The organism is Bartonella sp. MR90HLJMH (assembly GCF_042194115.1).
GTDB lineage: Bacteria > Pseudomonadota > Alphaproteobacteria > Rhizobiales > Rhizobiaceae > Bartonella > Bartonella grahamii.
In genome coordinates this window covers 196,897-219,969 of the sequence record NZ_JBHIMM010000001.1, presented here as the reverse complement: position 1 = coordinate 219,969, position 23,073 = coordinate 196,897, and the positions used below count along the sequence as shown (strand labels likewise).

Sequence of the window (23,073 nt, the reverse complement as noted above, 5' to 3'; positions counted from 1 at the left end):
ATAGTTAATCAAAGAGGCACGGTTTATGGCAAAAAAAGAACTTGGAACTAAACGTGTTGATCCAGAAACGGGAAAAAAATTTTACGATCTAAATCGCGATCCTATTGTGTCGCCCTATACAGGAATTTCTTATCCGCGTTCTTACTTTGAAGTTGCAGCAGCTGAGGCAAACAATGAAGAAGACGTTGATACTGAAGAGCTTGATACAGCACTTGAAAAATCTGCTTTTATGCTTCTTGAAGAGGATGATGAGGATTCTAAAGATGACGATCTTCCTGATTTAGAAGATAGTGATGTAGATCTTGGTGATGACGATGATACATTTTTATCTCATGATGATGACGATGAAGATGATGACGTTACTGATATTCTCGGAGGCGGTGTTTCTAATGATGACGATGCTTAAGAGAAGTAAAAGAGGACATCTTTTCCATTGAATGTAAATTCTTCTTGATCTTCAATTTTGATCGTTCTAGAAAAGCTGAAACTGTATACTTTCCTTTTGGGAAAAATTGTTTTTATAGGGGCTATAGCTCAGCTGGGAGAGCGCTTGCATGGCATGCAAGAGGTCAGCGGTTCGATCCCGCTTAGCTCCACCAAAAGGACCAGCTATTCTATCAAGGGAATCAATTATAATAGAGAATGTGTGCATCAATTTAAAAGGTTTATGCGCTATTAATCATCATTCCAATAGCGCCTGTTGCTTGCATTTTAGCGGTATTATAACACGTTTTTAATCATTTGTTGGATTATAAAATTTTACTGTCGTAACCGTGAAAGTAGATAATTTTTTATGCTTTGCACAGAAACAGAAAAAGAGCTGTTTAACTTACGCCTTGTTTTAAAGGACAAAATTTGAATTACCTTTATCACAATATTTCCACAAAATCATAATATGTTGGTTATCGATATCTTTTTAAAAGGTACGAAGTACCTAAACAAAGATGAGGGAATAAAATATTAAAATATTCTTCTCAATTATTGCGAATCAGAACTTTTTTCGAGTATTTTTAGCTTGATCAAATGTCCTGCCAATTAAAAAATTGCCTACTTTGAGTAGCATCTACCTACTCAATACTAAGGTGTATTAACGCTCAAATAACATATTGAATCAATTAATTTTGTTTTCTTGCACGTCACAAAAAAGGTTGAGGTGTGAAAGCGACGTGCGCCATCATTATATGTGCTAATTCCCAATGTTGCCAATAATTCTTACATTTGAGAATGTTCATAAGAAACATTTTTAGTCTTTTCTTTCACAGTTTTTATCCACATGCCAATTGCGCTTGTTATGTGCAAGCCAATGGTTTTTATTGATTCAACCTCAAGAGATCTGAAATGATAAAACCCTACGCCATTCGAGATTCTTACTTTAATATGATGCTCGAATTGCATTTCTTTTGATTGCTCTTTTATACGCTAACAAAGAAAATATTCATGTAATAATCAGTCAGCAATACGCATAATGAAAATAAAAAATAATATTAAATTTTAAAATTTTTATTCAATAATCTCTGGTACTTAGCCCTGTGAGAAATGTCAGAACCAAATAGAAGATAGTTTTCATTGTAAATTTTTTAAACAACAGAGGTAAAAATATTGAGAGTGCTCTCAAAATATTGTGCATTGCAAAAGCTTTCTGTCTCTTTGGTTTATTCTAAAAAATAACAATTTATTTCATTTAACAATCAGAAAAACGATACAGCCTTATCACGCCATAAGAAATTTGGCTCTCAAATAATTTTACCAAAACAATTCTCTAATTGAGATTTTCAAAAATCTTCCCTAACGCCATCCACATCTCTTTAATTGCTGTTCATAGAGCCTCGATATCCTTGCCATGCGCTGTGCTGCCTGTGAAAGTGCCGCAGAGACATGCCCGCCACTACGCGCATAAGCACCATGTCCCATATGATAATTTAAATAAAGGCTATATGCATCATCAAATCTCACCCCATTGCGTTGAACACTTTGGCGATGGTACCAAGCAATAAAATCAGCAGAATCTGCAAAATTCGTACGCCATGCAAAAGATCTGCCCGTAGAGCGAAGATACATTGCCCATGTACTGTCAAGCGCTTGAGAATAACCATAGGCTGTCGATTGACGCTTCCATGGAATAAAACCAAGTAGTTTTTTACGTGGAGGACGTGCATTGTGACGAAAACTCGATTCCATATTAATGGTTGCAAGAATAATAGACATAGGAATCCCATAGCGCATTTCTGCACGTTTAGAAGCCTTACCCCAATTGTCAAAAAAACCATTTTTTTGTGCTAAAATAGCACACGCATTGTTCGTGTGTATGGGAGTGGTTGTTGCACACCCATCTAGCAGAAACACCAGTGCCCCTAAAAACAAAAGGTGTCGCATATTCCTATTCCTCTCGTTTAAGAAATAAAACAAGATAGAGATACTAAAAAAATATTACCAATCAATAAAGAACATGATCTGACTTGTGATATTTAAGAAGCTTGCTTTGCTTTATTCCTCGTCAGCAAAACGCAATGTTTGCGACTGAGCCAATGTTGTCATTTTTGTTGGTTCAGAATGATTCTCTTTTAATTCGACAGTTTCAATGCGATTTGCCCGTTTCATAATTTTGGAAGACGATATCAAAATTCCCTCTATATCTTCACCTGCTTTGTGAAAGTGCTTCTGTAACGCACGAACACGTATATCCATTCGTCCAAAATCTTCCATCAATTTTGCTACTTCTGATTGAATTAAGTGCGCTTGTTCACGCATCCGTGCATCTTTCATAATGGTTTGTACCACTTGGACAGAGAGCATCAACAAAGATGGTGAAACAATAATCACATGAGCTCTATTGGATTTTTGTACCAATGCCTCAAAGTCCTCATAAATTGTTGCAAAAATCGATTCAGATGGCACAAAAAGGAAAGCAGTGTCATGGGTTTCTCCAGGAATCAAATATTTTTGTGCAATATCACGAATATGGACTTCCATATCGGTACGAAATTGGCGTTCTGCCTCTTGACGCTCTTGCGCTGATTCTGCCTTACGCATAGCATTCCAAGCCTCCAGAGGGAATTTAGCATCAACAACAAGAGAAGGGGCTTTATTGGGCATATGAATGAGACAATCTGGGCGTTTTCCATTGGAAAGAACAGCCTGAAAAACATAAGCATTTGTTGGTAAGGCATCGGCAATAATTGCTTCCATCCGCCCCTGACCGAAAGTACCACGTGTCTGCTTATTGCTTAAAATGGACTGCAACTGAACAACTTGTCCCGTAAGCGATTGAATATTATTTTGTGCCGCGTCAATCACTGCTAAACGCTCTTGCAAACGATTCAAATTTTCATAAGTGGATTTGGTCTGTACCTGAAGTGTTTGGCCTAAGCTTGTTGTCATCCCATTGAGTTGCTCACTGAGTGATTTATTCAATTCAGCCTGCCGTTGACCAAAAATTTCCGCCATCGTTTGCATTCTCCCTTGCATTTCAGCTTGTGTTTTCAGCAAGGTAGCCATCTGCATTTGTGCCTCACGTGCGCGTTCAGCAATTTCATTTTCCAAAAATGCTTTTTTTCGATGAGAATGTATCAACATAAAAAATGCCCAACAAACAAGTATAAATAAAAGCAAAAGCATTAGTTTAGAAAAAAACTCTCCAGCGAGTATGGAAAAAAACGAATCAAACATAAATTGTAATATAACGCTCTTATTGTAAAAAAACGCAAGAATCCGTTATTCAATATTGACCAATAACAAACCATTGATTAATCTCTACTTATGCCAATGAGATCTTTAGTTACTTTACCTGATCCGATTTTACGGGAAGTGTCCAAGCCCGTTGATCAGGTCGATTCAGCTCTTCAAAAACTTGCGGATGATATGTTGGAAACCATGTATAGTGCTAAGGGCGTTGGTCTTGCTGCTATTCAAATTGGTATACCGCTACGTATGTTGGTTATAGATGTCTCTGGAAATTCTGAAGATGAGCAGAAAAAACCATTTGTTATTATCAACCCTGAAATTTTATGGCTTTCAGATGAGCGTAATATTTATAAAGAAGGTTGTCTTTCTATTCCTGACTATTTTGCAGAGGTTGAACGTCCTAAACGCCTTTGTGTTCGCTACCAGAACCGTGAAGGAAAACAAACAGAAATTGAAGCAGACGATCTCTTGGCAACTTGCTTGCAGCATGAAATTGATCATTTAAATGGGCGCCTTTTTATTGATTACATTTCAAAGATCAAACGCGATATGGTGATACGAAAATTTAAAAAACGCGCAAAAGAAAAAAACATGCAGGAAGCAGTTTTGTAATGGCTTTACGATTAAGTTTTATGGGGACACCAGATTTTTCTGTTCCTATTTTACGTGCTTTATTGGATGCAGGTCATGATGTTGTTGCTGTTTATAGTCAACCCCCTCGCCCAGCAGGACGTCGAGGACTTAAATTAATCCCCTCACCTGTTCACAATGTAGCAAAAGAGAAATCTATTCCCATCTTTACGCCACAAACACTCAAAACAATCGAACAACAGGAGCAATTTGCAGCACTTTCTGTTGATGTTGCTGTTGTTGTTGCCTATGGACTCCTTTTACCCAAAGCTATTCTTGAAACACCCCGTTTTGGTTGTTTTAATGCCCACGCTTCACTCTTACCACGCTGGCGTGGTGCTGCACCTATTCAGCGTGCAATTATGGCTGGCGATAAAGAAACAGGTATCATGATCATGAAAATGGATGAAGGACTTGATACGGGACCTATCGCTCTTTCTCGCTCCATCCCCATTACTGATAACACCACCACTGCTGAGCTTTCAAACAAACTTTCACATATTGGCGCAGAACTTATGATAGAAACCCTATCAACTCTTGAAAAAGACCAACTTAAACTAACCCCACAATCAGAGGAAGGCATCACCTATGCTGCCAAAATCAAAAAGGAAGAGACCCGCATTGATTGGACAAAACCTGCAGAATTTATTCAGAGGCATATTCGCGCGCTCTCTCCTTCTCCTGGTTGCTGGTGCAATATGAATATTGGGGGACGAGAAGAACGTGTAAAAATTCTTGATAGTCGCTTAACAACAGGTCCTTCTCTTGAAATTGGACGGATCGAACCAGATTCTTTGATTGTCCATTGTGGACAAGGGCGGATAGAAATAACCTCTCTCCAAAGATCGGGTGGTAAAGTCCTTGATAGCGCAACCTTTTTACGAGGTGCTTATATTTCTGCTGTTTTTTAAGATGCCACGTTTTAAACTCACTCTTGAATATGATGGTTCAAATTATGCTGGTTGGCAGCGTCAAGTAAAACTTCACACTGTACAAGGAGCTCTTGAAAAGGTACTCTTTTCCTTTAGTGGACAACAATTGACCATAACAACAGCAGGAAGAACCGATGCGGGCGTACACGCTACGGGACAAGTTGCGCATGTTGATTTCATAAAAAACTGGCATCCCCATACTGTACGTGATGCGCTCAATGCTCTTTTACGTAAACAGGGAGAAGCGATTTCAATCTTAAACGTACAAAATGTCCCTGATGACTTTGATGCACGATTTTCCGCTGTAAAACGCCATTATCTTTTTAAAATTCTTAATCGTCGCTCTCCACCAGCCTTAAATGCCAAACGCGTGTGGTGGTTGCCAAAGCCTCTTAATGCTGAAGCCATGCATGAAGCTGCTCAAAAGCTTGTAGGAAAACATGATTTTACCACTTTCCGTTCCGCACATTGCCAAGCAAAAAGCCCTATTCGCACCCTTGACCGCCTCGATATTCAAAGAGAAGGTGAAGAAATTTTCCTTTATGCGCAAGCCCGTTCTTTTCTTCATCATCAAATCCGTTCATTCGCAGGAAGCCTCATGGAAGTGGGTATTGGACGTTGGACAGCTCAAGATCTCGAAGCAGCTCTTCATGCTAAAGATCGTAAACATTGTGGTGTTGTTGCTCCTCCTTCAGGACTTTATTTAACCAAAGTAGAGTATTAATTATCCTTCAAGAGTGAACGTCTTAAAAGTCATTAAGGCAGTTTATAAAAAGAACGAATTTCTTCAAAAGCTTCTGCTGCTGTATTGACAAATTTCACAAAATTAACATCAGTAGGAGAAATTGTACCTTGTTCAGATAGATACTCAAAATTGATAGTATTGCTCCAAAATTCTTTGCCAAACAATAAAATTGGTACCTGTTTCATACGCCCCGTCTGTACTAAAGTTAACGTCTCAAACAATTCATCCAGAGTCCCAAATCCTCCAGGGAAGATAGCTAATGCTTTCGCTCGTACTAAAAAATGCATTTTGCGCATCCCCAAATAATGAAAATTGAAACACAAATGCGGCGACACATACGAATTAGGTTCCTGCTCATGTGGTAAAATAATATTCAAACCAATCGTTGGGGCACCAACATCACAAGCACCACGATTTCCCGCCTCCATAATTCCTGGTCCGCCCCCCGTAACAACCACAAATTCACGATATTCTGTCGTAGCAGAATAAAATGAGCACAAACGCGCAAATTCTCTCGCTTCATCGTAATAATGTGACATAGCACGCAAATTTTTCTTTTGTATTTCATTTTTTGCAGCCCACGCCGCTTGCCCAGATTCAGGAATACGCGCACCACCAAACAAAACAACTGTTGATTGAATATCATATTCTTTAAGGGTTATTTCCGGCTTTAAAAATTCAAGACCAATACGTTGTGAGCGCAACTCTGGACGCATCATAAAATCTTGATCGATATAGGCTAAACGATAAGTAGACGAACGCATTTGTGCTGAATTAGAGATTTTATGTATTTGTTGTAGAGCATCCTTCGTATGGAGAAGTGGTGTCCAATTTTCTTGTTCTCCTTTTCTTTTTTCTTTACAGCCTTTTTTCATGCACCTGTCCTACTTCCTCATCGTTTTATTGACTGAACACATTTCTTCGCGTAGTTCATAGAGAATAAACCTTGAAGCTTTCAACTTGTTTAACGGAACTCTCGTCATGCCCCATCTCACACAACTTGAAATGATTATTCAACAAGCTTTTGACGATCGCGATTCTATCGATACTACCACAAAAGGCGAAATCCGTGAGAGTGTCGAACATACATTGAACCTTCTTGATAACGGTGAAATCCGTGTTGCAGAACGACAAAAAAATGGACAATGGCATGTTCATCAATGGTTGAAAAAAGCGGTTTTGCTCTCTTTTCGGCTTAATCCTATGCAAATTATTACTGGTGGAATCAATGGAACACATTGGTGGGATAAAGTTCCTTCAAAATTCTCTGGTTGGCAAGAGACCGATTTTAAAAGTGCTGCTTTCCGTTCCGTTCCTGGAGCCATTGTACGTCATTCTGCTTACATTGCACCCAACGTTATATTGATGCCATCCTTTGTTAATCTTGGTGCTTTTGTCGATGAGGGTACAATGGTTGATACATGGACCACCGTTGGTTCTTGTGCACAAATTGGTAAACATGTCCATCTTTCTGGCGGTGTTGGTATTGGAGGTGTTTTGGAACCACTGCAAGCAAACCCAACAATCATTGAAGATCACTGCTTTATCGGTGCTCGCTCTGAAATTGTTGAAGGCTGTATTATCCGTGAAGGTGCTGTTTTGGGAATGGGAGTCTTTATTGGAAAATCTACAAAGATTATTGATCGTACAACAGGTGAAATTTTTATCGGTGAAGTACCAGCCTATTCAGTGGTTGTGCCAGGTTGTTTCCCTGGAAAACCTTTACCAAATGGTGAAGCAGGACCAAGCCTTTATTGTGCTGTTATTGTAAAACGCGTTGATCAAAAAACACGAGAAAAAACATCCATTAATGATCTTTTACGTTCTTAGACACAAGATTAATTCACAATAATATTTCATCGTTTTTTTACTTGAATAATAACCTCGAATACAAAAATTCTCTCATTTCAAATCCTTTCATAGTGAATCTAATCACTATCATTTCCTTGCGTGTTACAAACGCAGTTGGTGTGTGGGCAAGAGACACTTTAAGAAAAGAGTAAAAATATTTTTAATGAAAATTCTCTCAAATGATAAGGACTGTCATAATATTTTGAGCTAAAAAAGAGTATGATAGATGCGCTTTGCACCTTTATGACGCGTAAAGACGGTGATGCCAAATGGATTTTATATCATTCACAGTGTATGTTACTTTATATTTTTCACAGCCTCCATTGTGAAATGGAATTTGATGCATTGAGTGATGATTCACTAAAACAAGCACACCAATATGCAACATAAATGTATTTCGTTTAAAGCATTCTGTTTTACGTGAGAAGCATGACATCATTACGCAATACACAAAAACATGAAGCACAGCGCAATTCTATTTAAAAGTGTTCTTTAAGCACCTGAATCAATTAATAAAAGCAAAAGCGCAATCAATAAGAGAAATACTCCTTTTTTCATTATTTGTTCATTTTGAGTGCTTGAATAAATGCCGATTGTGGAATTTCTACTTTTCCAAATTGACGCATCCGCTTTTTGCCTTCTTTTTGCTTTTCCAAAAGTTTGCGCTTACGCGTGACATCACCCCCGTAACATTTCGCTGTTACATCTTTACGCAAAGCACGAATTGTTTCGCGCGCTATAACTTTACCACCAATAGCCGCTTGAACTGGAATCTGAAACATATGCTGGGGAATAAGATCTTTCAGCTTTTCACACATGGAACGCCCGCGCTTTTCTGCAATCGTGCGGTGCACAAGCATAGACAATGCATCTATAGACTCTCCATTTACCAAAATAGACATTTTAACTAAATCCCCTTCTGCATAATCTGCCATCTGATAATCAAAAGAAGCATAACCCTTTGAGATTGATTTTAGCCGATCATAAAAATCAAAAACAACTTCATTCAGTGGTAAATCGTACGTTACCATAGCACGGGTTCCAACATAGGACAAACCAGCTTGTATCCCCCGCCGCTCTTGGCATAGCTCTAAAATTGACCCAAGATAATTATCAGGAGTCATGATTGTCGCCCGAATCCATGGTTCTTCGATTGAAGAAATTTTAACCACATCAGGCATATCCGCTGGATTGTGCAACTCTTTAACAGAACCATCATTCATATTCATGCGATAAACAACCGAAGGTGCAGTCGCGATTAAATCCAAATTAAACTCACGCTCTAATCGCTCTTGAATAATTTCAAGATGAAGAAGTCCCAAAAAGCCACAGCGAAAACCAAATCCCAAAGCCGCGGATGTTTCCATTTCAAAAGAAAAACTCGCATCATTTAAGCGTAATTTGCCCATGGCTGCACGTAAATCATCAAAATCGGCAGCATCAATTGGAAAAAGACCACAAAATACAACTGGTTGCGCCGGCTTAAAACCAGGCAAAGCATTTTCACAAGGACGGCGCTCTTCAGTAATCGTATCCCCAACCCGTGTATCTGCTACTTCTTTGATAGAGGCAGTGATAAAACCAATCTCGCCTGGTCCTAACTCATCAACTTGTACCATTTTAGGTGTAAACACCCCAACGCGCTCAACTGGATATTTTGCTCCCGTACCCATCATACGAATGGTTTGGCCTTTTTTTAAAATACCATCTATCACTCGTACCAAAACAATGACACCAAGATATGCATCATACCAGCTATCAACCAACATTGCTTTCAAGGGATTTGCAACATCGCCTGTATGTGGAGGTGGTAATTGTGTAACAATTGCCTCCAAAACATCAGGAACACCCAAACCTGTTTTTGCTGATATTTCTACTGCTTGAGATGTATCAATGCCTATCACATCTTCAATTTGTTCTTTAACACGCTCAGGTTCTGCTGCTGGAAGATCAACTTTATTGAGTACAACAACCAACTCATGGGAATTATCAATGGCTTGATAAACATTTGCTAACGTCTGCGCCTCTACACCTTGGCTTGCATCCACCACCAACAGAGAACCTTCACAAGCTGCCAATGAACGCGAAACCTCATAAGCAAAATCCACATGACCAGGTGTATCCATAAGATTTAAAATATAGGTTTCACCATTCTTTGCCTTATAGTGTAAACGTACCGTTTGTGCTTTAATAGTAATTCCACGTTCACGCTCAATATCCATGGAATCGAGTACTTGTTCTTTCATCTCACGTGTATCAAGTCCACCTGTTATTTGAATCAAACGATCAGCTAAAGTGGATTTGCCGTGATCAATATGCGCCACGATGGAAAAATTACGAATATAATTACGATCTATTGTCATATAAGGCGATTTAGCAAAGAATAATACAAAACGCAAAGACCAATTATGCTCCGGCTTCTATCAAAAGAATATAAACCTAAAAAGCTTCTCAAAACACAACTTTTCATAACCTAAAAAATGAGGCTTTTATTTGCTAAATTAAATCCAACGGTACTAAAATGATATTTTCACATCTTATTTTATGACTCATATGCTGGATAAACCGGCACCATCACACATTTTGCCAACCTCCAATGTTGCAACAATCCTTTACACTTGAAAGAGTTTATAAGAGATATGCCTTTCTTGTACAGTTTTTACCCACATGGACCACCTTCTTGTAACGTGTAAGCAAGTAGATTTGGATTGATTTAATATGAAAACGATTTGAAGTGAGAAAGTTTTACGGTATTCAGGATTCTAATTCAATGTGAATAATTCTATATTAATTATAAATCAATATGTTATAATATTTATATGATGGGCGTGTATATCACTTAAGCTTGCAATAAAATTCGCAGGAAGTGCTTTTTTATTTATACGCAATAACCTGCTTTTTTAGCAATCTTATATAAAATAACATGAATATCGAGGGAGTTTCTTCTCAATTTTTAAAACTTTAGAAATATGCTCTATTGAGTGATCTTTTTATGTACTTTTTATACAACTCCTTCCTCCGTCCATTAAAGATAAAAAACACCAATCCTCTTCGATTCATTGGATAATGCATTAATTTATAATGATCGTTTATTGTTTTTCAATTTAAATTAAAACTCTGAATATCGCGAGCCTTTCTCATTTTAAATCTTTTCATAATGAATCAATCAAATTTTTTGCTTCCCCATTATAAAACAGGGCTAGTATATGGATAAAAACGTTTAAGAAATGAGTAAACATGCCTCTCTCTTTTAAATGCCAAAGGCTGTCGTAATATTGAGAACTGACAAAGAAAATGCTAGTGCCTTTTATTTAAGTAAAACGATGATGCTCTGTGGTTTTTCTATACTTCACGCGGACCGTCAATGAATATGATGTATATTAAGAAAATTGTCTTTTTAAAAAACGCGTTAATATACAACATTATGGGAAGCTGCTTTAGGCGTTCTATTTTACGTGAAAAGCGTGATCCCATGAAATAACAAAAGGAATAACGTGCAACGGTGCGTAATTTTTATTATTCAAAAAAATTACCATGGATGTTTTTGAAAATTGTAAAGCTAAATTTAACAATAACAGTAAAGATGAGTGTTGTTTTTTGTCTTTACCACTTCATGCTTTGACTCAATGAAGGTTGGCTTCCCGTTTCAGAGGTTAAGCAAACAGATAAATATTATTACTCCAATTTGCTATACAAAAGCTGGAATAGCTTATAAAGCCTCCTTATCTTCATATTTTAAAAAAGCCTCAAAAATGAAAACTTTGCAAGCAAAAATCTCATGTAATAAAATCATAATAGCAAAGGTGCATAGCTAATCAATTTTTTCAATTGCTTTATTTTTTTTACGCCATTGTGAAGGTTGTAATTCAGCCACAATGATCCCAATCAGAATAAGCAAGCCACCTAATAATGCTAACGGGGATAAATGCTCTCCAGCCAAACGCCCAACAATACCAGCCCATACCGGTTCACCTGCGTAAATGAGTGTTGCACGTGTAGGAGAAATAGACTTTTGTGCCCAATTCATAGCCAATTGAATGATGGCACTCATTAATGCCAATCCGATGCCAATACTAAACCATACCCACGAAAATTCAGGAATGCTTTCACCCATCAAAGGCATACAAGAAAATGAAAAAAAACCACTAAAAAATAACTGAATAATGGTCACACGCCGACTATCAACCTTATTGGCAAAAATTCCGATGAGTATGACTTCTCCAGCAATCGCTAAAGCGCCTAACAAAGTCAAAATTTCGCCTTTTGAAAAATCAAAATTCCCCGGCTTTTGTCCTGAAACAAGAACAAGCCCAATAAAAGCGAAAACAATACCAACCCAACAAGCAAAACGGGGAGGTTTTTTAAAAACAATCCATTGCAAGATTGGAACCATCGGTACATAAAGCGCTGTAATAAAAGCCGACTGACTACTAATAATCGTTTGAAGTCCAGCTGCTTGAAAAGCATAACCTAAAAACATGGCTAAACCAATCGCCATCCCAGCGAAAACTTCATAAACCGTTATACCTTTTATAGAGCGCCAAAAAATTGCTCCACATATAAGAGATGCAATAATAAAACGAAATCCAACAAAAAACAGGGGACCACTATAGCGTACCGCAATATGAATGACTAAAAATGTAATACCCCACAATATTGTTGCAGCAAATATTGCCAATTCTGGCTTACTTAATAAAGGATATTTAAGCTGTTTTATATTTGTCATGAAAGGCTTTCTCCTCCAATTTTCCGCACAATTTATGAAACAATAAGCGTTCCAACTCCCTGTTCGGTAAACAGTTCTAGTAAAACAGAATGAGGAGTTTTACCATTTAAAATGACAACACCTTCCACACCATTTTGAAGGGCTTTTATACAAGTCTCTACTTTTGGAATCATGCCTCCTGAAATTGTCCCATTTTTGATAAGTTTCTCTGCTTCAGAAACTGTCAATTCTTTTAAAAGTTGGCCCTGTTTATCCAAAACACCAGGAACATCAGTGAGAAATAAAAGGCGTTTAGCCTCTAATGCACCAGCAATAGCCCCAGCAAAAATATCAGCATTAATATTATAGGTTTTTCCATCGCGTCCTGGAGCCACAGGAGCAAGAACTGGTATCATTTCAGAACATGCTAAAAGATCCAGCAATGTGCGATCAACTTCAATAGGCTCACCAACAAATCCCAAATCTAAAACACGTTCAATATTCGAATCAGGATCAATGACAGTTTTATAAGCCTTTTCGGCAAAAACCATATTGCCGTCCTTACCACATAATCCTATTGCCCATTCACCCTCTGCATTGATGAGAGCGACAATTTCTTTGTTTATGGAACCGGCCAAAACCATTTCAACGACTTCAACAATCCGCTCGTCGGTTACGCGTAAACCGTTTTCAAATCGTGATTCAATCCCCATTTTCATCAAAATTTCAGCAATTTGAGGTCCTCCACCATGAACAACAACAGGGTTAATCCCCGATTGCTTTAATAGAGCAATATCACGCGCAAATGCTCGCCCCAAGGCAGGATCACCCATAGCATGACCGCCATATTTTACCACAACCGTTTCATTTTCGTATTTTTGCATATATGGTAAAGCAGACGATAGAAATGCTGCTTGTTTTTCTAAAACATCTACAGCACCGTTTTTAGCATCATCCATTAATAGAGCCTCCTCATCACTTTTTACCATCTCTTAGTGGAATTTAGGAAAAGTAATAACGAAATGAAACAAGAAAACAACTTCCTCAAAAAACTGACAGCGAAAAATTAAACAAAACAGGCGTACAAAACGTTATTATTTTATGATTTTATGTATAAAATTGAAAAGCAAAGTTCTGAAAAAATTTTAAAGCTATGCCGTACATTCGACTCGTTAGTTTATGCTTATGGATACTTAACAATGAATAAGAATATATACAACCATTGATTTTGTAAGATAAAAACAAAATTTTCTTATAATAATAAAATAATAATAAAATTAACAGATCACCAAGATAAGAAGTAGATTGACTTAGCTCTGTAACCTTATCCAAGCAATTTTTAAGACTATCAAAAATGCCAAAAATAAAATTGGTTATGAGGAATTGATATTTTATTTGAAAAAGATGGATTGTCTAACAGCTTATTTAGCTACTTCTTGATAGGCTACTACCTATTTGACAGTTTTAGTATAGGGCTTTTAAAAAGACATTTTGAGTAAAACAATAAATACAAAAAATGCTGAATGCATAAAGGCAGTTATCATGACACTGGAAATTAGTCACTCAATTGCGTTCTTCTTGTATGGATAAGCCCTTTTTAAAATATCATAGATACTCAAAAATAAGACTTATCCATAAAACTCGTGAAATGTAAAAAACTATCAGCGGCAGGCACTTACTTACCCTAAATTAATCGTTTCTCTCTTTTCTTTTCAAGAAAAAAATGCTTTTCACAGATAAATAAGACTATAGAAAGCTTAATTAAAATAACCTTCCAAAAGTTTTTTCTAATCTATTCTGAGAACATTCACATATTTAACCAGAAATATTTTCAAAAAATTCCTTCATACGTGAAAAAAAGCCATGTGATTGCGGTGAATTCTCATGATTTGAAAGTTTTTCAAATTTTTGCAATAGTTCACGTTGTTCTTGCGTTAATTTTTGTGGTGTCTCAATCGTGATATGGATGTAAAGGTCACCCCTTGCTTGCTGCCGACGCAACATGGGCATACCCTTACCCTTAAGGCGGAATTGACGTCCATTTTGTGTCCCTTCTGGGATCTTAACACGTGCTTTAACACCATCAAGATCGGAAACTTCAAACTCTCCTCCTAAAGCAGCTGTTACCATTGAAATAGGAACGCGACAGTGAAGATCTGCTCCTTCTCGCTGAAAAAACTCATGCGGTTTAACGGAAAGGAAAATATAAAGATCACCATTGGGGCCACCACGAATACCAGCATCACCCTCACCAGAAAGGCGAATACGCGTTCCATCTTCAATACCAGCTGGAACATTCACGCTCAATGAACGTTTTTTCTCTATGCGTCGTGTCCCCTGACATTTTGGGCATGGATCCGTAATAGTTTCACCACGTCCATGACATGAAGGACATGTTCGCTCAATAGAAAAGAAACCTTGTGCAGCACGCACACGACCAGATCCATGACATGTTCCACAAACTTGCGGCTTAGAACCCTTTCTCGCTCCTGATCCTTCACAAACATCGCACGTAACGGAACTGGGAATAGTAATTTCTGCAGTTTTTCCTGAAAATACCTCTTCTAAGGTTATTTCCATATTATAACTCAGATCTGCACCACGTTCGCGACCATCACCACGCTTACGGTGCGCACCTCCCATAATTTCGCCAAAAAAATCTTCAAAAATATCAGCAAATCCACCACCAGCAGCAAAACCTCCAAAGGGATTTGCTCCTCCTTGACTACCGCTATTTTCAAAAGCCGCATGACCAAATCGATCATAAGCAGCACGCTTTTGGGGATCTTTGAGGACTTCGTAGGCTTCGCCAATTTCTTTGAATTTTCGCTCTGCCTCTTTATCCCCGGCGTTGCGATCAGGATGATATTGCATTGCCAACTTACGAAAAGCAGATTTCAACTTTTTATCATCACATTCACGAGTCACGCCAAGAATTTCATAATAGTCAACCTTCATCATGTATTCCTGATAATTTCTCTGTCATCCATCTTATGGATAAGATTGCTTTTAATTTATATTTTTAGCAACAAAGTTGCAACTCACTCAAATAATAAAGCCCAGCCTTATATTTCAAAGGCCGGGTTTATAAATTAATCAACACACATGCTGACACTATTTCTTCTTATCATTAACTTCTTCAAAATCAGCATCAACAACATCATCATTCTTTGCATCTGTTTCAGTGTCAGCGCCCGCTGCTTGTGAGGCTTCATACATAGCCTGTCCAAGCTTCATACTGACTTCAGCTAATTTTTGCATCTTTGTTGTTACTTCTTCAGTATCACTGCCTTCAAGCGCAGATTTCAAATCAGATATTGCTGTTTCAATCTGTCCTTTTTCTTCAGCTGATACTTTATCGCCATATTCACTGAGTGACTTTTCAGTTGAATGAATAAGAGCTTCCGCTTGATTTCTGGCTTCAACACCTTCACGGCGTTTTTTATCCTCAGCTGCATGCTCTTCCGCATCCTGTACCATTTTTTCAATATCAGCATCACTTAAACCACCTGATGCCTGAATACGAATTTGATGCTCTTTACCAGTTCCCTTATCTTTGGCCGAAACATTAACAATACCATTCGCATCAATATCAAAAGTAACTTCAATTTGAGGTATACCACGTGGTGCTGGAGGAATACCAACAAGATCAAATTGAGCCAATAACTTATTATCGCTCGCCATTTCCCGTTCACCTTGGAAAACACGAATGGTCACAGCACTCTGGTTATCATCAGCTGTTGAAAAAACTTGAGATTTTTTTGTTGGGATAGTGGTATTACGCTCAATGAGACGTGTGAAAACACCACCCAAGGTTTCGATCCCCAAGGATAAAGGTGTTACATCTAGAAGCAAAACGTCTTTGACATCGCCTTGCAATACACCCCCTTGAATGGCAGCACCCATTGCAACAACTTCATCAGGATTAACGCCTTTGTGTGGATCCTTACCAAAGAAGCTTTGCACGACTTGCTGAATCTTGGGCATACGTGTCATACCACCCACTAAAACAACTTCGTCAATCTCACCGGCCTTTAATCCAGCATCTTTTAACGCAGCTTTACAAGGCTCGATGGTGCGCTGCACTAAATCGTCAACCAGAGATTCAAATTTTGCCCGAGTCAATTTCATTGTTAAGTGCTTGGGACCTGATTGATCTGCCGTGATAAATGGTAAATTGATTTCTGTTTGCTGTGACGAAGAAAGCTCAATTTTTGCTTTTTCTGCCGCTTCTTTTAAGCGCTGTAAAGCTAATTTATCATTTTTCAGATCAATTCCTTGCTCTTTCTTAAACTCATCGGCAAAATAACCGACCAAGCGCATATCAAAGTCTTCACCCCCTAAAAACGTATCTCCATTGGTTGATTTAACTTCAAAAACGCCATCTCCAATTTCAAGTACTGAAATATCAAATGTACCACCACCAAGGTCGTAAACAGCAATTGTCTTTCCGTCTTTTTTGTCCAAACCATAAGCTAAAGCAGCAGCAGTGGGCTCATTAATAATCCGTAAAACTTCAAGTCCAGCAATTTTACCCGCATCTTTAGTCGCTTGACGTTGCGCATCATTAAAATAAGCAGGAACAGTAATAACCGCTTGTTCAACTTTTTCACCCAGATAAGATTCTGCTGTTTCCTTCATCTTTTGCAAAATCATAGCTGAAATTTGCGATGGAGAATATTTCTTACCCGCTTCTTCAACCCATGCATCACCATTGTCACCTTTAACAATTTTATAAGGCACAAGTGCTTTATCTTTTTCAACCATAGGATCATCAAAACGACGCCCTATCAAACGTTTAACTGCAAAAACTGTCCCTTCGGGATTTGTTACCGCCTGCCGTTTAGCAGGCTGTCCAACAAGCCGCTCTCCCCCATCAGTAAAGGCAACAACGGAAGGTGTTGTTCGTGCTCCTTCTGAGTTCTCGATAACCTTTGCGTTTTTGCCATCCATAACAGCCACACAAGAGTTCGTTGTCCCCAAATCAATACCAATTACTTTTGCCATATTATAATCTCCATTCAGCAAGCTACCTCAACCTTCATAAAGCATCTTTTTAAGACAGCTCCTCATAACACTCAAAGCCCATACATTGCTTCAAGCAACATAAAATAATAAAAAATTGCAAGTCGCAATAAGCCTTGCTGCCTCGTATATAAGAACAGGCTTTTATTGCTACAAGAGAATAATGAGAGAAACATCTCCAAAATAAAAAATTTATTTTAAAATAGGCGCTTTAATGACCCATAAATACCATATTTATGAGAAACTTGAGATCATAATATATTTTTCTTGCAATTCTCAATAAATATATCTTTCTATAAAAATTAAAAAAACAAAAGAGTGATTGCACTCTCGCTCTTGATCTTCTCATCATTAATAAAATGATACTCACGTAAAAGCTTTTTAAAAGGCGAATAATTTATATCACGAATATTATAAATTTTCCTTGGACTAAAATAGTCATCATATCTAATGCTCATATCAGTAGAGGTATTATCTATCGATCTCCTTTCAAAAATTCTCCTTTTAACGGTCTCATTGTTTACTGCTATTTGAAAGATGTGTTTTAAACTCACCTAAAGCGTTTTTTCTTAACTGTATAATTTTGAACTTGAAAATATATAAAAATGCCTCTGTATAAATGCTTTAAAATACCAAGAGCTTTCGTAATATTAAAAATTGGTAAAGTAGTTGATGATTGCTCTGTGTTATATATTTATTAAGTAAAATAGTAGTGCATCATAGATTTTATACCATTTACAAACACTATTATGAGATGAACACGGAAGCGTTAAGAGGTGTGTTGTCATTGTAAACCTTATTGTCTTCCTTTAAAATCAAAGAATTCTATGATTTTTATTCTCATATTCAAATCAATTTCATTTTAGCATTTCTTTCTTTTATTTTAAATAAAAGCTCTGCTAAAATGAAAAGTTATTCAAAGTGTGAATCTTATGAAGGAGGGTAAATCAATGATGACATCTATTATTAAGAAAATAACAAATCTTATCTTTAAGAATATAATAAATACACAATATCCATACAAAAAGGTTATCATAAATATCGTGTGTGCTCTTCTCTTTGCTGGTATAACCCTGCCTGCAGGTGCTCAGCAATATCAACTTGGCGACATAGAAATTCTCAATCCTTGGACACGCGAAACACTTAGAGGTATAAGAGTTGGTAGCGGTTATCTCTACATTATTAATCACAGTAATACCCCAGACCGTTTGGTTTCTATTTCCACAAACGGAGTAAAAAAAACAGAGATACACTCCATGGCTGTCGTTAATGATATTATGAAAATGGAAAAAATGCACAATGGCATTGAAATTCCGGGAAATGGCGAAATCACGCTTAAGCCTGGCGGTGATCATATTATGTTTATGGGGCTTTCACAACCATTCAAGTTAGGTGATAAAATTAGCGCAAAATTGACATTTGAGAAAGCAGGAACGATTGATGTTGATTTCTCTGTAAACGCTATGAAAGCACCATCACCTTCTAAATCCTCTCCTAGCCACTAAGCTCCTTTTTTATAATACACACTCTTAAAATGAAGAAGCGTGAAATTTTTGTACGCTTCTTTATTTTTTGTTTAATGCCATCAGTAAAAAATTCTCCCCTTTGATGAATTAACTATGGTCAATTTCAGGAATACGTAAAACTTGTCCAGGATAAATTTTATCGGGAGATTTTAGCATTGGCTTATTGGCTTCAAAAATAAACGTGTTTTTATTACCTTGCCCTTTTCCATAAACCTCTTCAGCAATTTTCCAAAGATTATCACCAGATTTAACCTCATAAAAGCGAGAAGGTTTTCTGGGCGTTGTATCTATAACCTTTAATTGATCAACATCTACAGAAGAGATACCTTGTGAATTGCCAACAACCAGCAATGCTTTTTCAAGTGTTTCCCTGTCTGGAACTTCACCACTTAAAATAGCTTTACCGTCTTCAACTTGAATATTTACTTTTTCTGTACCGAGTTGAAAATGATCAAATGCTGTCTTAAAATCTTTTTCTTTTGGTTCATGGTCCCCAATACCTAACTTTTCCCCTACAGTTTTAATAAAATTAAAAAATCCCATTACAACCTCCTTTCGTGTAGCAGAAACAAATTTTTGTGCATATATTGCCACATTCTTTTCTTTGCTCTTAAAACACATAGGCATATTTTCTAAACTTCAACAATCAAAACTATACCTGTTCAATTATGGGACAAATACAATAATCAACTTGGTAATAAACCTTGATAAAAAAAGCCTTTATGAAAATTTTCTCTCAAACGAAGGGATCTTAATAGACGTAGAAACATTATAAATTATGAAAGCAAAACAAGATTTTACAGTAATGACAAAAGGTTTTTTACTTTGCTACAATTTGTATCATATTTGTTTTGCAAAAAAAATATGAACTCCCATATAAATAAGTGTGGGTAATTTGCTACCACAGCAATAGAAAGGTCTAAGAAACCATGAAAGATACACCAACAATCACACAAACGATTGTACTTGTTGATGATGATCGCAATATTTTGACGTCTTTATCTTTTGCGCTTGAGACAGAAGGCTATCGAGTTGAAAGCTATACAGATGGAGCATCTGCACTCAAGGGTCTCACACTTCACCCTCCACACTTAGCTATTTTTGATATTAAAATGCCCCGAATGGATGGGATGGAACTCTTGCGTCGTTTACGTCAAAAATCTGATCTTCCAGTTATTTTTCTTACCTCTAAAGATGATGAAATTGATGAATTATTTGGTCTCAAAATGGGAGCTGATGATTTTATTACTAAACCTTTCTCCCAACGTCTTCTCATTGAACGCGTGAAAGCCATTTTGCGCCGTTCTAATGCACGTAACCAACCACTTTCTACAGGAACTTCTTCCACCTCTTCTCTCAAACGTGGAGATCTTGTGATGGATCAAGAACGCCACACCTGTACATGGAAAGATAAACCTGTTATTTTAACCGTTACGGAGTTTTTGATTCTGCAAACCTTAGCACAAAGACCAGGAGTTGTAAAAAGTCGTGATGCTTTAATGGATGCTGCCTATAGTGATCAAGTCTACGTAGATGATCGCACCATTGATAGTCACATTAAACGTCTGCGTAAAAAGTTTAAACAAGTGGATGATGATTTTGCAATGATTGAAACACTTTATGGTGTAGGTTATCGTTTCCACGAGGTATAAAACTACTTTGTCGCAAAAATTTGAACGGCAATCAAATCGATGACAGACAATTCTCAACTGGAAACTTTACAAAAAACAACCGTTAATGGTACATCCTCAACGCCATTTCTTATGTTTGCCCGTTTGCATCTCCGAACACAACGTCTCTTTAGACAATTGCTTTTTTCCAGCCTCACACGTCGCATTGTTATATTAAACATTGCTGCCCTTGCCATTTTAGTTACAGGCATTTTATACCTTAACCAATTTCGCGATGGTTTAATTGAAGCAAAAATTAAAAGTTTATGTACCCAAGGAAAAATTATTGCTGGGGCTATTGCTGCTTCTGCAACAGTAGATACAAATTCTATCCTCATTGATCCCCAAAAACTCTTAGAGTTACAAACTGGTGAAAGCGTTACACCCGCCCCTCAATCAACCGATTCTTGGGATTTCCCTATTAACCCTGAGCAAGTTGCCCCTCTTTTACGGCGTCTCATCACACCTAAAACGACAAGAGCACGTATCTATGATCGTGATGCTACTCTCCTTCTTGATTCGCGCGTTCTTTATTCTAGTGGAGAAGTTTTTAGTTATGATTTACCCCCACTTAAAACAGAACAAAGCATGTGGGATCGCCTTACTTCATGGTATTCAAGCACATTTTATGGTAAAGGTATTGCTCTTGACAGAGAACAAACAAAAACCAGTGGTATTGCTGCTTATCCAGAAGTGTACCGCGCATTAAACGGATCTCTTGCTACAGCTAAAAGACGCAACAGACAAGGTCAATTAATTGTTTCTGTTGCCGTTCCTGTGCAACGCTATCGCGCAGTGGTTGGAGCTCTTCTTCTTTCAACCACTGGTTCTGATATTGATAACATTGTAAAAGGTGAAAGACTGGTTATCTTTAAAGTTTTTGCCGTTGTAGGCAGCGTACTTTTGGTTCTTTCTCTCTTTTTGGCCCATACGATTGCCCATCCATTAAGTAAATTATCTGCCTCGGCTAATCGAGTGCGTAATGGCAATAATCAGCGTGTAGAAATTCCTGATTTTTCAATGCGTGAAGATGAGATTGGTCACCTTTCAACCTCTATTCGTGATATGACTAATGCCCTTTATATGCGTATTGAAGCCATTGAACGCTTTGCTGCTGATGTAAGCCACGAATTAAAAAATCCTCTCACCTCTCTACGCAGTGCTGTTGAAACGCTCCCTCTGGCTAAAAATGAAGAAGCACAAGAGAAATTGCTTGAAATTATTCAACATGATGTGCGCCGTCTTGATCGGTTGATTACAGATATTTCTGATGCATCGCGGCTCGATGCAGAGCTTGCACGAGAAACCGCAGAGATTGTTGATATGACACCGCTTTTGGAAAGTCTTGTTCATGCTGTTCAGGAAGTGTATCGTAATACGCAAACCATTGATATAAGCCTTAATATTGTCCCACGTCCTCATGGAAAAGCCTATCTTGTATTGGGACATGAACTCCGTTTAGGGCAAGTGATTTCAAATCTTCTTGAAAATGCACGTTCTTTTATTCCTCGTAATCGTGGCAAAATTTGCATTACTATGAAAAGTCATGCTTCAACCCTTATTTTAACCATTGAAGATAATGGCCCAGGTATTCGTTCAGAAAATATTGAACGCATTTTTGAGCGTTTTTATACAGATCGACCAAACGAAGATGCTTTTGGACAAAACTCTGGACTTGGCCTTTCTATTAGTCGGCAAATCATCGAAGCTCATAATGGGACAATTACAGCCGAAAATATTATTGATCCTACACTTGGAAAGTGTAAAACTGGTGCACGTTTTATTATTATGCTTCCCCTCGCTAAATAAATCTTTTATCCAAAGTAAAAGGCATGAAAACAAAATGTGAAATACTCCACGCAAATTGCCTTCAATTGGGCGGCAAGGGGCTGTTAATTATGGGTCCATCGGGATCAGGAAAATCAACCATTACCCTTTCTTTGCTCGATCGTGCTGAGTGGTCAAAACGTGAAGCGAAGCTTATCAGTGATGATTATACAATGTTGCGTGCGGAAAATGGAAAGCTTCACGGATACACTCCTGATAATTTAGAGGGCGGTATCGAGATTCGTGGCGTTGGTCTTTATATGATGGAATTTGAAAAGCACACAACTATCGATTGTGTTATTTTTCTCGGTCCGGAATATGAACGTTTTTCCACAAATAAAACTTTTCAATTTGAAAATTTGCACATTCCTCTTTTAAAACTTCCCTCTCTTCGTGAAGCCGATTGTACAGCCATTTGTCAAGCTATTGAAGCATTTTTATTTAGAAAAATATGGCAAAAATCTGTCTAATTTTTTTCTAA

At 37.6% G+C, this 23,073-nt stretch carries 19 protein-coding genes and 1 tRNA gene; 11 read left to right on the top strand and 9 right to left on the bottom strand.

Annotation, left to right across the window (positions count from 1 at the left end; translation table 11 throughout):
- Positions 1-25 precede the first annotated feature (25 nt).
- Together ACFIJ9_RS00880 and ACFIJ9_RS00875 are read left to right on the top strand one after the other, a co-directional pair.
- Positions 26-406 (top strand): TIGR02300 family protein, encoded by a 381-nt coding sequence (locus ACFIJ9_RS00880; RefSeq protein ID WP_375635411.1) that lies wholly within the window; start codon positions 26-28, stop codon positions 404-406.
- Between the two features lie 117 nt (positions 407-523).
- Positions 524-599: transfer RNA gene (locus tag ACFIJ9_RS00875), tRNA-Ala, on the top strand.
- A 1,186-nt stretch (positions 600-1,785) separates the two neighbouring features.
- Here the strand turns inward: ACFIJ9_RS00875 and ACFIJ9_RS00870 are convergent.
- Positions 1,786-2,373, bottom strand: a complete 588-nt coding sequence (locus tag ACFIJ9_RS00870; protein ID WP_375635410.1) for a hypothetical protein — start codon at positions 2,371-2,373, stop codon at positions 1,786-1,788.
- A 111-nt stretch (positions 2,374-2,484) separates the two neighbouring features.
- The gene (locus ACFIJ9_RS00865) at positions 2,485-3,666 is read right to left on the bottom strand and encodes a DNA recombination protein RmuC (protein WP_375635409.1); all 1,182 of its coding nucleotides are present in this window, start codon (positions 3,664-3,666) and stop codon (positions 2,485-2,487) included.
- A gap of 90 nt (positions 3,667-3,756) precedes the next feature.
- On the opposite strand from ACFIJ9_RS00865, the gene def reads away from it, so the two are divergent.
- Genes def through truA form a run of 3 tightly spaced genes read left to right on the top strand, consistent with a single transcriptional unit; the run spans position 3,757 to position 5,967 of the window.
- Positions 3,757-4,293, top strand: coding sequence for a peptide deformylase (gene def / locus ACFIJ9_RS00860; RefSeq protein ID WP_375635408.1), 537 nt, complete (start codon positions 3,757-3,759; stop codon positions 4,291-4,293).
- Complete coding sequence (gene fmt / locus ACFIJ9_RS00855; protein ID WP_375635407.1) at positions 4,293-5,222, top strand: methionyl-tRNA formyltransferase; 930 nt, start codon at positions 4,293-4,295, stop codon at positions 5,220-5,222. The genes def and fmt overlap by 1 nt, the downstream gene beginning before the upstream one ends.
- Before the next feature lies 1 nt (position 5,223).
- Positions 5,224-5,967: a tRNA pseudouridine(38-40) synthase TruA gene (truA, locus tag ACFIJ9_RS00850; protein WP_375635406.1), complete on the top strand. Its 744-nt coding sequence runs from the start codon at positions 5,224-5,226 to the stop codon at positions 5,965-5,967.
- 32 nt (positions 5,968-5,999) lie between these two features.
- Here the strand turns inward: truA and ACFIJ9_RS00845 are convergent, their stop codons facing one another.
- Positions 6,000-6,863: an LOG family protein gene (locus ACFIJ9_RS00845; protein ID WP_375635405.1), complete on the bottom strand. Its 864-nt coding sequence runs from the start codon at positions 6,861-6,863 to the stop codon at positions 6,000-6,002.
- Positions 6,864-6,969: 106 nt separating this feature from the next.
- Here ACFIJ9_RS00845 and dapD point away from each other — a divergent pair, with 106 nt between their 5' ends.
- Both dapD and ACFIJ9_RS00835 read left to right on the top strand, forming a co-directional pair.
- Positions 6,970-7,818 (top strand): 2,3,4,5-tetrahydropyridine-2,6-dicarboxylate N-succinyltransferase, encoded by an 849-nt coding sequence (dapD, locus tag ACFIJ9_RS00840; protein ID WP_375635404.1) that lies wholly within the window; start codon positions 6,970-6,972, stop codon positions 7,816-7,818.
- A 240-nt stretch (positions 7,819-8,058) separates the two neighbouring features.
- Complete coding sequence (locus tag ACFIJ9_RS00835) at positions 8,059-8,229, top strand: hypothetical protein (protein ID WP_375635403.1); 171 nt, start codon at positions 8,059-8,061, stop codon at positions 8,227-8,229.
- Between the two features lie 167 nt (positions 8,230-8,396).
- Here ACFIJ9_RS00835 and lepA read toward each other — a convergent pair whose 3' ends face one another.
- The 5 genes from lepA to dnaK form a co-directional block, all read right to left on the bottom strand.
- Positions 8,397-10,202: a translation elongation factor 4 gene (lepA, locus tag ACFIJ9_RS00830; protein WP_012754493.1), complete on the bottom strand. Its 1,806-nt coding sequence runs from the start codon at positions 10,200-10,202 to the stop codon at positions 8,397-8,399.
- Positions 10,203-11,650: 1,448 nt separating this feature from the next.
- Positions 11,651-12,565 (bottom strand): DMT family transporter, encoded by a 915-nt coding sequence (locus ACFIJ9_RS00825; protein ID WP_012754492.1) that lies wholly within the window; start codon positions 12,563-12,565, stop codon positions 11,651-11,653.
- A gap of 32 nt (positions 12,566-12,597) precedes the next feature.
- A complete protein-coding gene (gene argB / locus ACFIJ9_RS00820; protein WP_012754491.1) occupies positions 12,598-13,503 on the bottom strand; it encodes an acetylglutamate kinase in 906 nt (301 codons plus the stop codon).
- An 856-nt stretch (positions 13,504-14,359) separates the two neighbouring features.
- Entirely contained in the window at positions 14,360-15,502 is a 1,143-nt protein-coding gene (gene dnaJ / locus ACFIJ9_RS00815) for a molecular chaperone DnaJ (protein WP_012754490.1), read from the bottom strand.
- 156 nt (positions 15,503-15,658) lie between these two features.
- Positions 15,659-17,551 (bottom strand): molecular chaperone DnaK, encoded by a 1,893-nt coding sequence (gene dnaK, locus ACFIJ9_RS00810; RefSeq protein ID WP_375635402.1) that lies wholly within the window; start codon positions 17,549-17,551, stop codon positions 15,659-15,661.
- Positions 17,552-18,519: 968 nt separating this feature from the next.
- Between dnaK and ACFIJ9_RS00805 the strand changes: the two genes are divergently transcribed.
- The gene (locus ACFIJ9_RS00805; protein WP_375635401.1) at positions 18,520-19,074 is read left to right on the top strand and encodes a copper chaperone PCu(A)C; all 555 of its coding nucleotides are present in this window, start codon (positions 18,520-18,522) and stop codon (positions 19,072-19,074) included.
- A gap of 108 nt (positions 19,075-19,182) precedes the next feature.
- On the opposite strand, the gene lysM is transcribed toward ACFIJ9_RS00805, so the two are convergent.
- A complete protein-coding gene (lysM, locus tag ACFIJ9_RS00800) occupies positions 19,183-19,638 on the bottom strand; it encodes a peptidoglycan-binding protein LysM (RefSeq protein ID WP_012754487.1) in 456 nt (151 codons plus the stop codon).
- A gap of 386 nt (positions 19,639-20,024) precedes the next feature.
- On the opposite strand from lysM, the gene ACFIJ9_RS00795 reads away from it, so the two are divergent.
- From ACFIJ9_RS00795 to ACFIJ9_RS00785, 3 genes are read left to right on the top strand one after another with little or no spacing between them, the layout of a single operon-like run.
- Positions 20,025-20,747 carry a response regulator transcription factor gene (locus ACFIJ9_RS00795; protein WP_005774392.1) on the top strand — a complete coding sequence of 241 codons (723 nt, stop codon included), beginning with the start codon at positions 20,025-20,027 and terminating at the stop codon, positions 20,745-20,747.
- A gap of 39 nt (positions 20,748-20,786) precedes the next feature.
- Positions 20,787-22,574, top strand: coding sequence for a stimulus-sensing domain-containing protein (locus ACFIJ9_RS00790; RefSeq protein WP_375635400.1), 1,788 nt, complete (start codon positions 20,787-20,789; stop codon positions 22,572-22,574).
- 23 nt (positions 22,575-22,597) lie between these two features.
- Positions 22,598-23,062 carry an HPr kinase/phosphatase C-terminal domain-containing protein gene (locus ACFIJ9_RS00785; RefSeq protein ID WP_375635399.1) on the top strand — a complete coding sequence of 155 codons (465 nt, stop codon included), beginning with the start codon at positions 22,598-22,600 and terminating at the stop codon, positions 23,060-23,062.
- Positions 23,063-23,073 lie beyond the last annotated feature (11 nt).

Coding starts and splice junctions, on each gene's coding strand:
- ACFIJ9_RS00880 (WP_375635411.1), top strand. CDS start 26: ATGGCAAAAAAAGAACTTGGAACTAAACGTGTTGATCCAGAAACGGGA.
- ACFIJ9_RS00870 (WP_375635410.1), bottom strand. CDS start 2,373: ATGCGACACCTTTTGTTTTTAGGGGCACTGGTGTTTCTGCTAGATGGG.
- ACFIJ9_RS00865 (WP_375635409.1), bottom strand. CDS start 3,666: ATGTTTGATTCGTTTTTTTCCATACTCGCTGGAGAGTTTTTTTCTAAA.
- def (WP_375635408.1), top strand. CDS start 3,757: ATGCCAATGAGATCTTTAGTTACTTTACCTGATCCGATTTTACGGGAA.
- fmt (WP_375635407.1), top strand. CDS start 4,293: ATGGCTTTACGATTAAGTTTTATGGGGACACCAGATTTTTCTGTTCCT.
- truA (WP_375635406.1), top strand. CDS start 5,224: ATGCCACGTTTTAAACTCACTCTTGAATATGATGGTTCAAATTATGCT.
- ACFIJ9_RS00845 (WP_375635405.1), bottom strand. CDS start 6,863: ATGAAAAAAGGCTGTAAAGAAAAAAGAAAAGGAGAACAAGAAAATTGG.
- dapD (WP_375635404.1), top strand. CDS start 6,970: ATGCCCCATCTCACACAACTTGAAATGATTATTCAACAAGCTTTTGAC.
- ACFIJ9_RS00835 (WP_375635403.1), top strand. CDS start 8,059: ATGATAGATGCGCTTTGCACCTTTATGACGCGTAAAGACGGTGATGCC.
- lepA (WP_012754493.1), bottom strand. CDS start 10,202: ATGACAATAGATCGTAATTATATTCGTAATTTTTCCATCGTGGCGCAT.
- ACFIJ9_RS00825 (WP_012754492.1), bottom strand. CDS start 12,565: ATGACAAATATAAAACAGCTTAAATATCCTTTATTAAGTAAGCCAGAA.
- argB (WP_012754491.1), bottom strand. CDS start 13,503: ATGGATGATGCTAAAAACGGTGCTGTAGATGTTTTAGAAAAACAAGCA.
- dnaJ (WP_012754490.1), bottom strand. CDS start 15,502: ATGAAGGTTGACTATTATGAAATTCTTGGCGTGACTCGTGAATGTGAT.
- dnaK (WP_375635402.1), bottom strand. CDS start 17,551: ATGGCAAAAGTAATTGGTATTGATTTGGGGACAACGAACTCTTGTGTG.
- ACFIJ9_RS00805 (WP_375635401.1), top strand. CDS start 18,520: ATGATGACATCTATTATTAAGAAAATAACAAATCTTATCTTTAAGAAT.
- lysM (WP_012754487.1), bottom strand. CDS start 19,638: ATGGGATTTTTTAATTTTATTAAAACTGTAGGGGAAAAGTTAGGTATT.
- ACFIJ9_RS00795 (WP_005774392.1), top strand. CDS start 20,025: ATGAAAGATACACCAACAATCACACAAACGATTGTACTTGTTGATGAT.
- ACFIJ9_RS00790 (WP_375635400.1), top strand. CDS start 20,787: ATGACAGACAATTCTCAACTGGAAACTTTACAAAAAACAACCGTTAAT.
- ACFIJ9_RS00785 (WP_375635399.1), top strand. CDS start 22,598: ATGAAAACAAAATGTGAAATACTCCACGCAAATTGCCTTCAATTGGGC.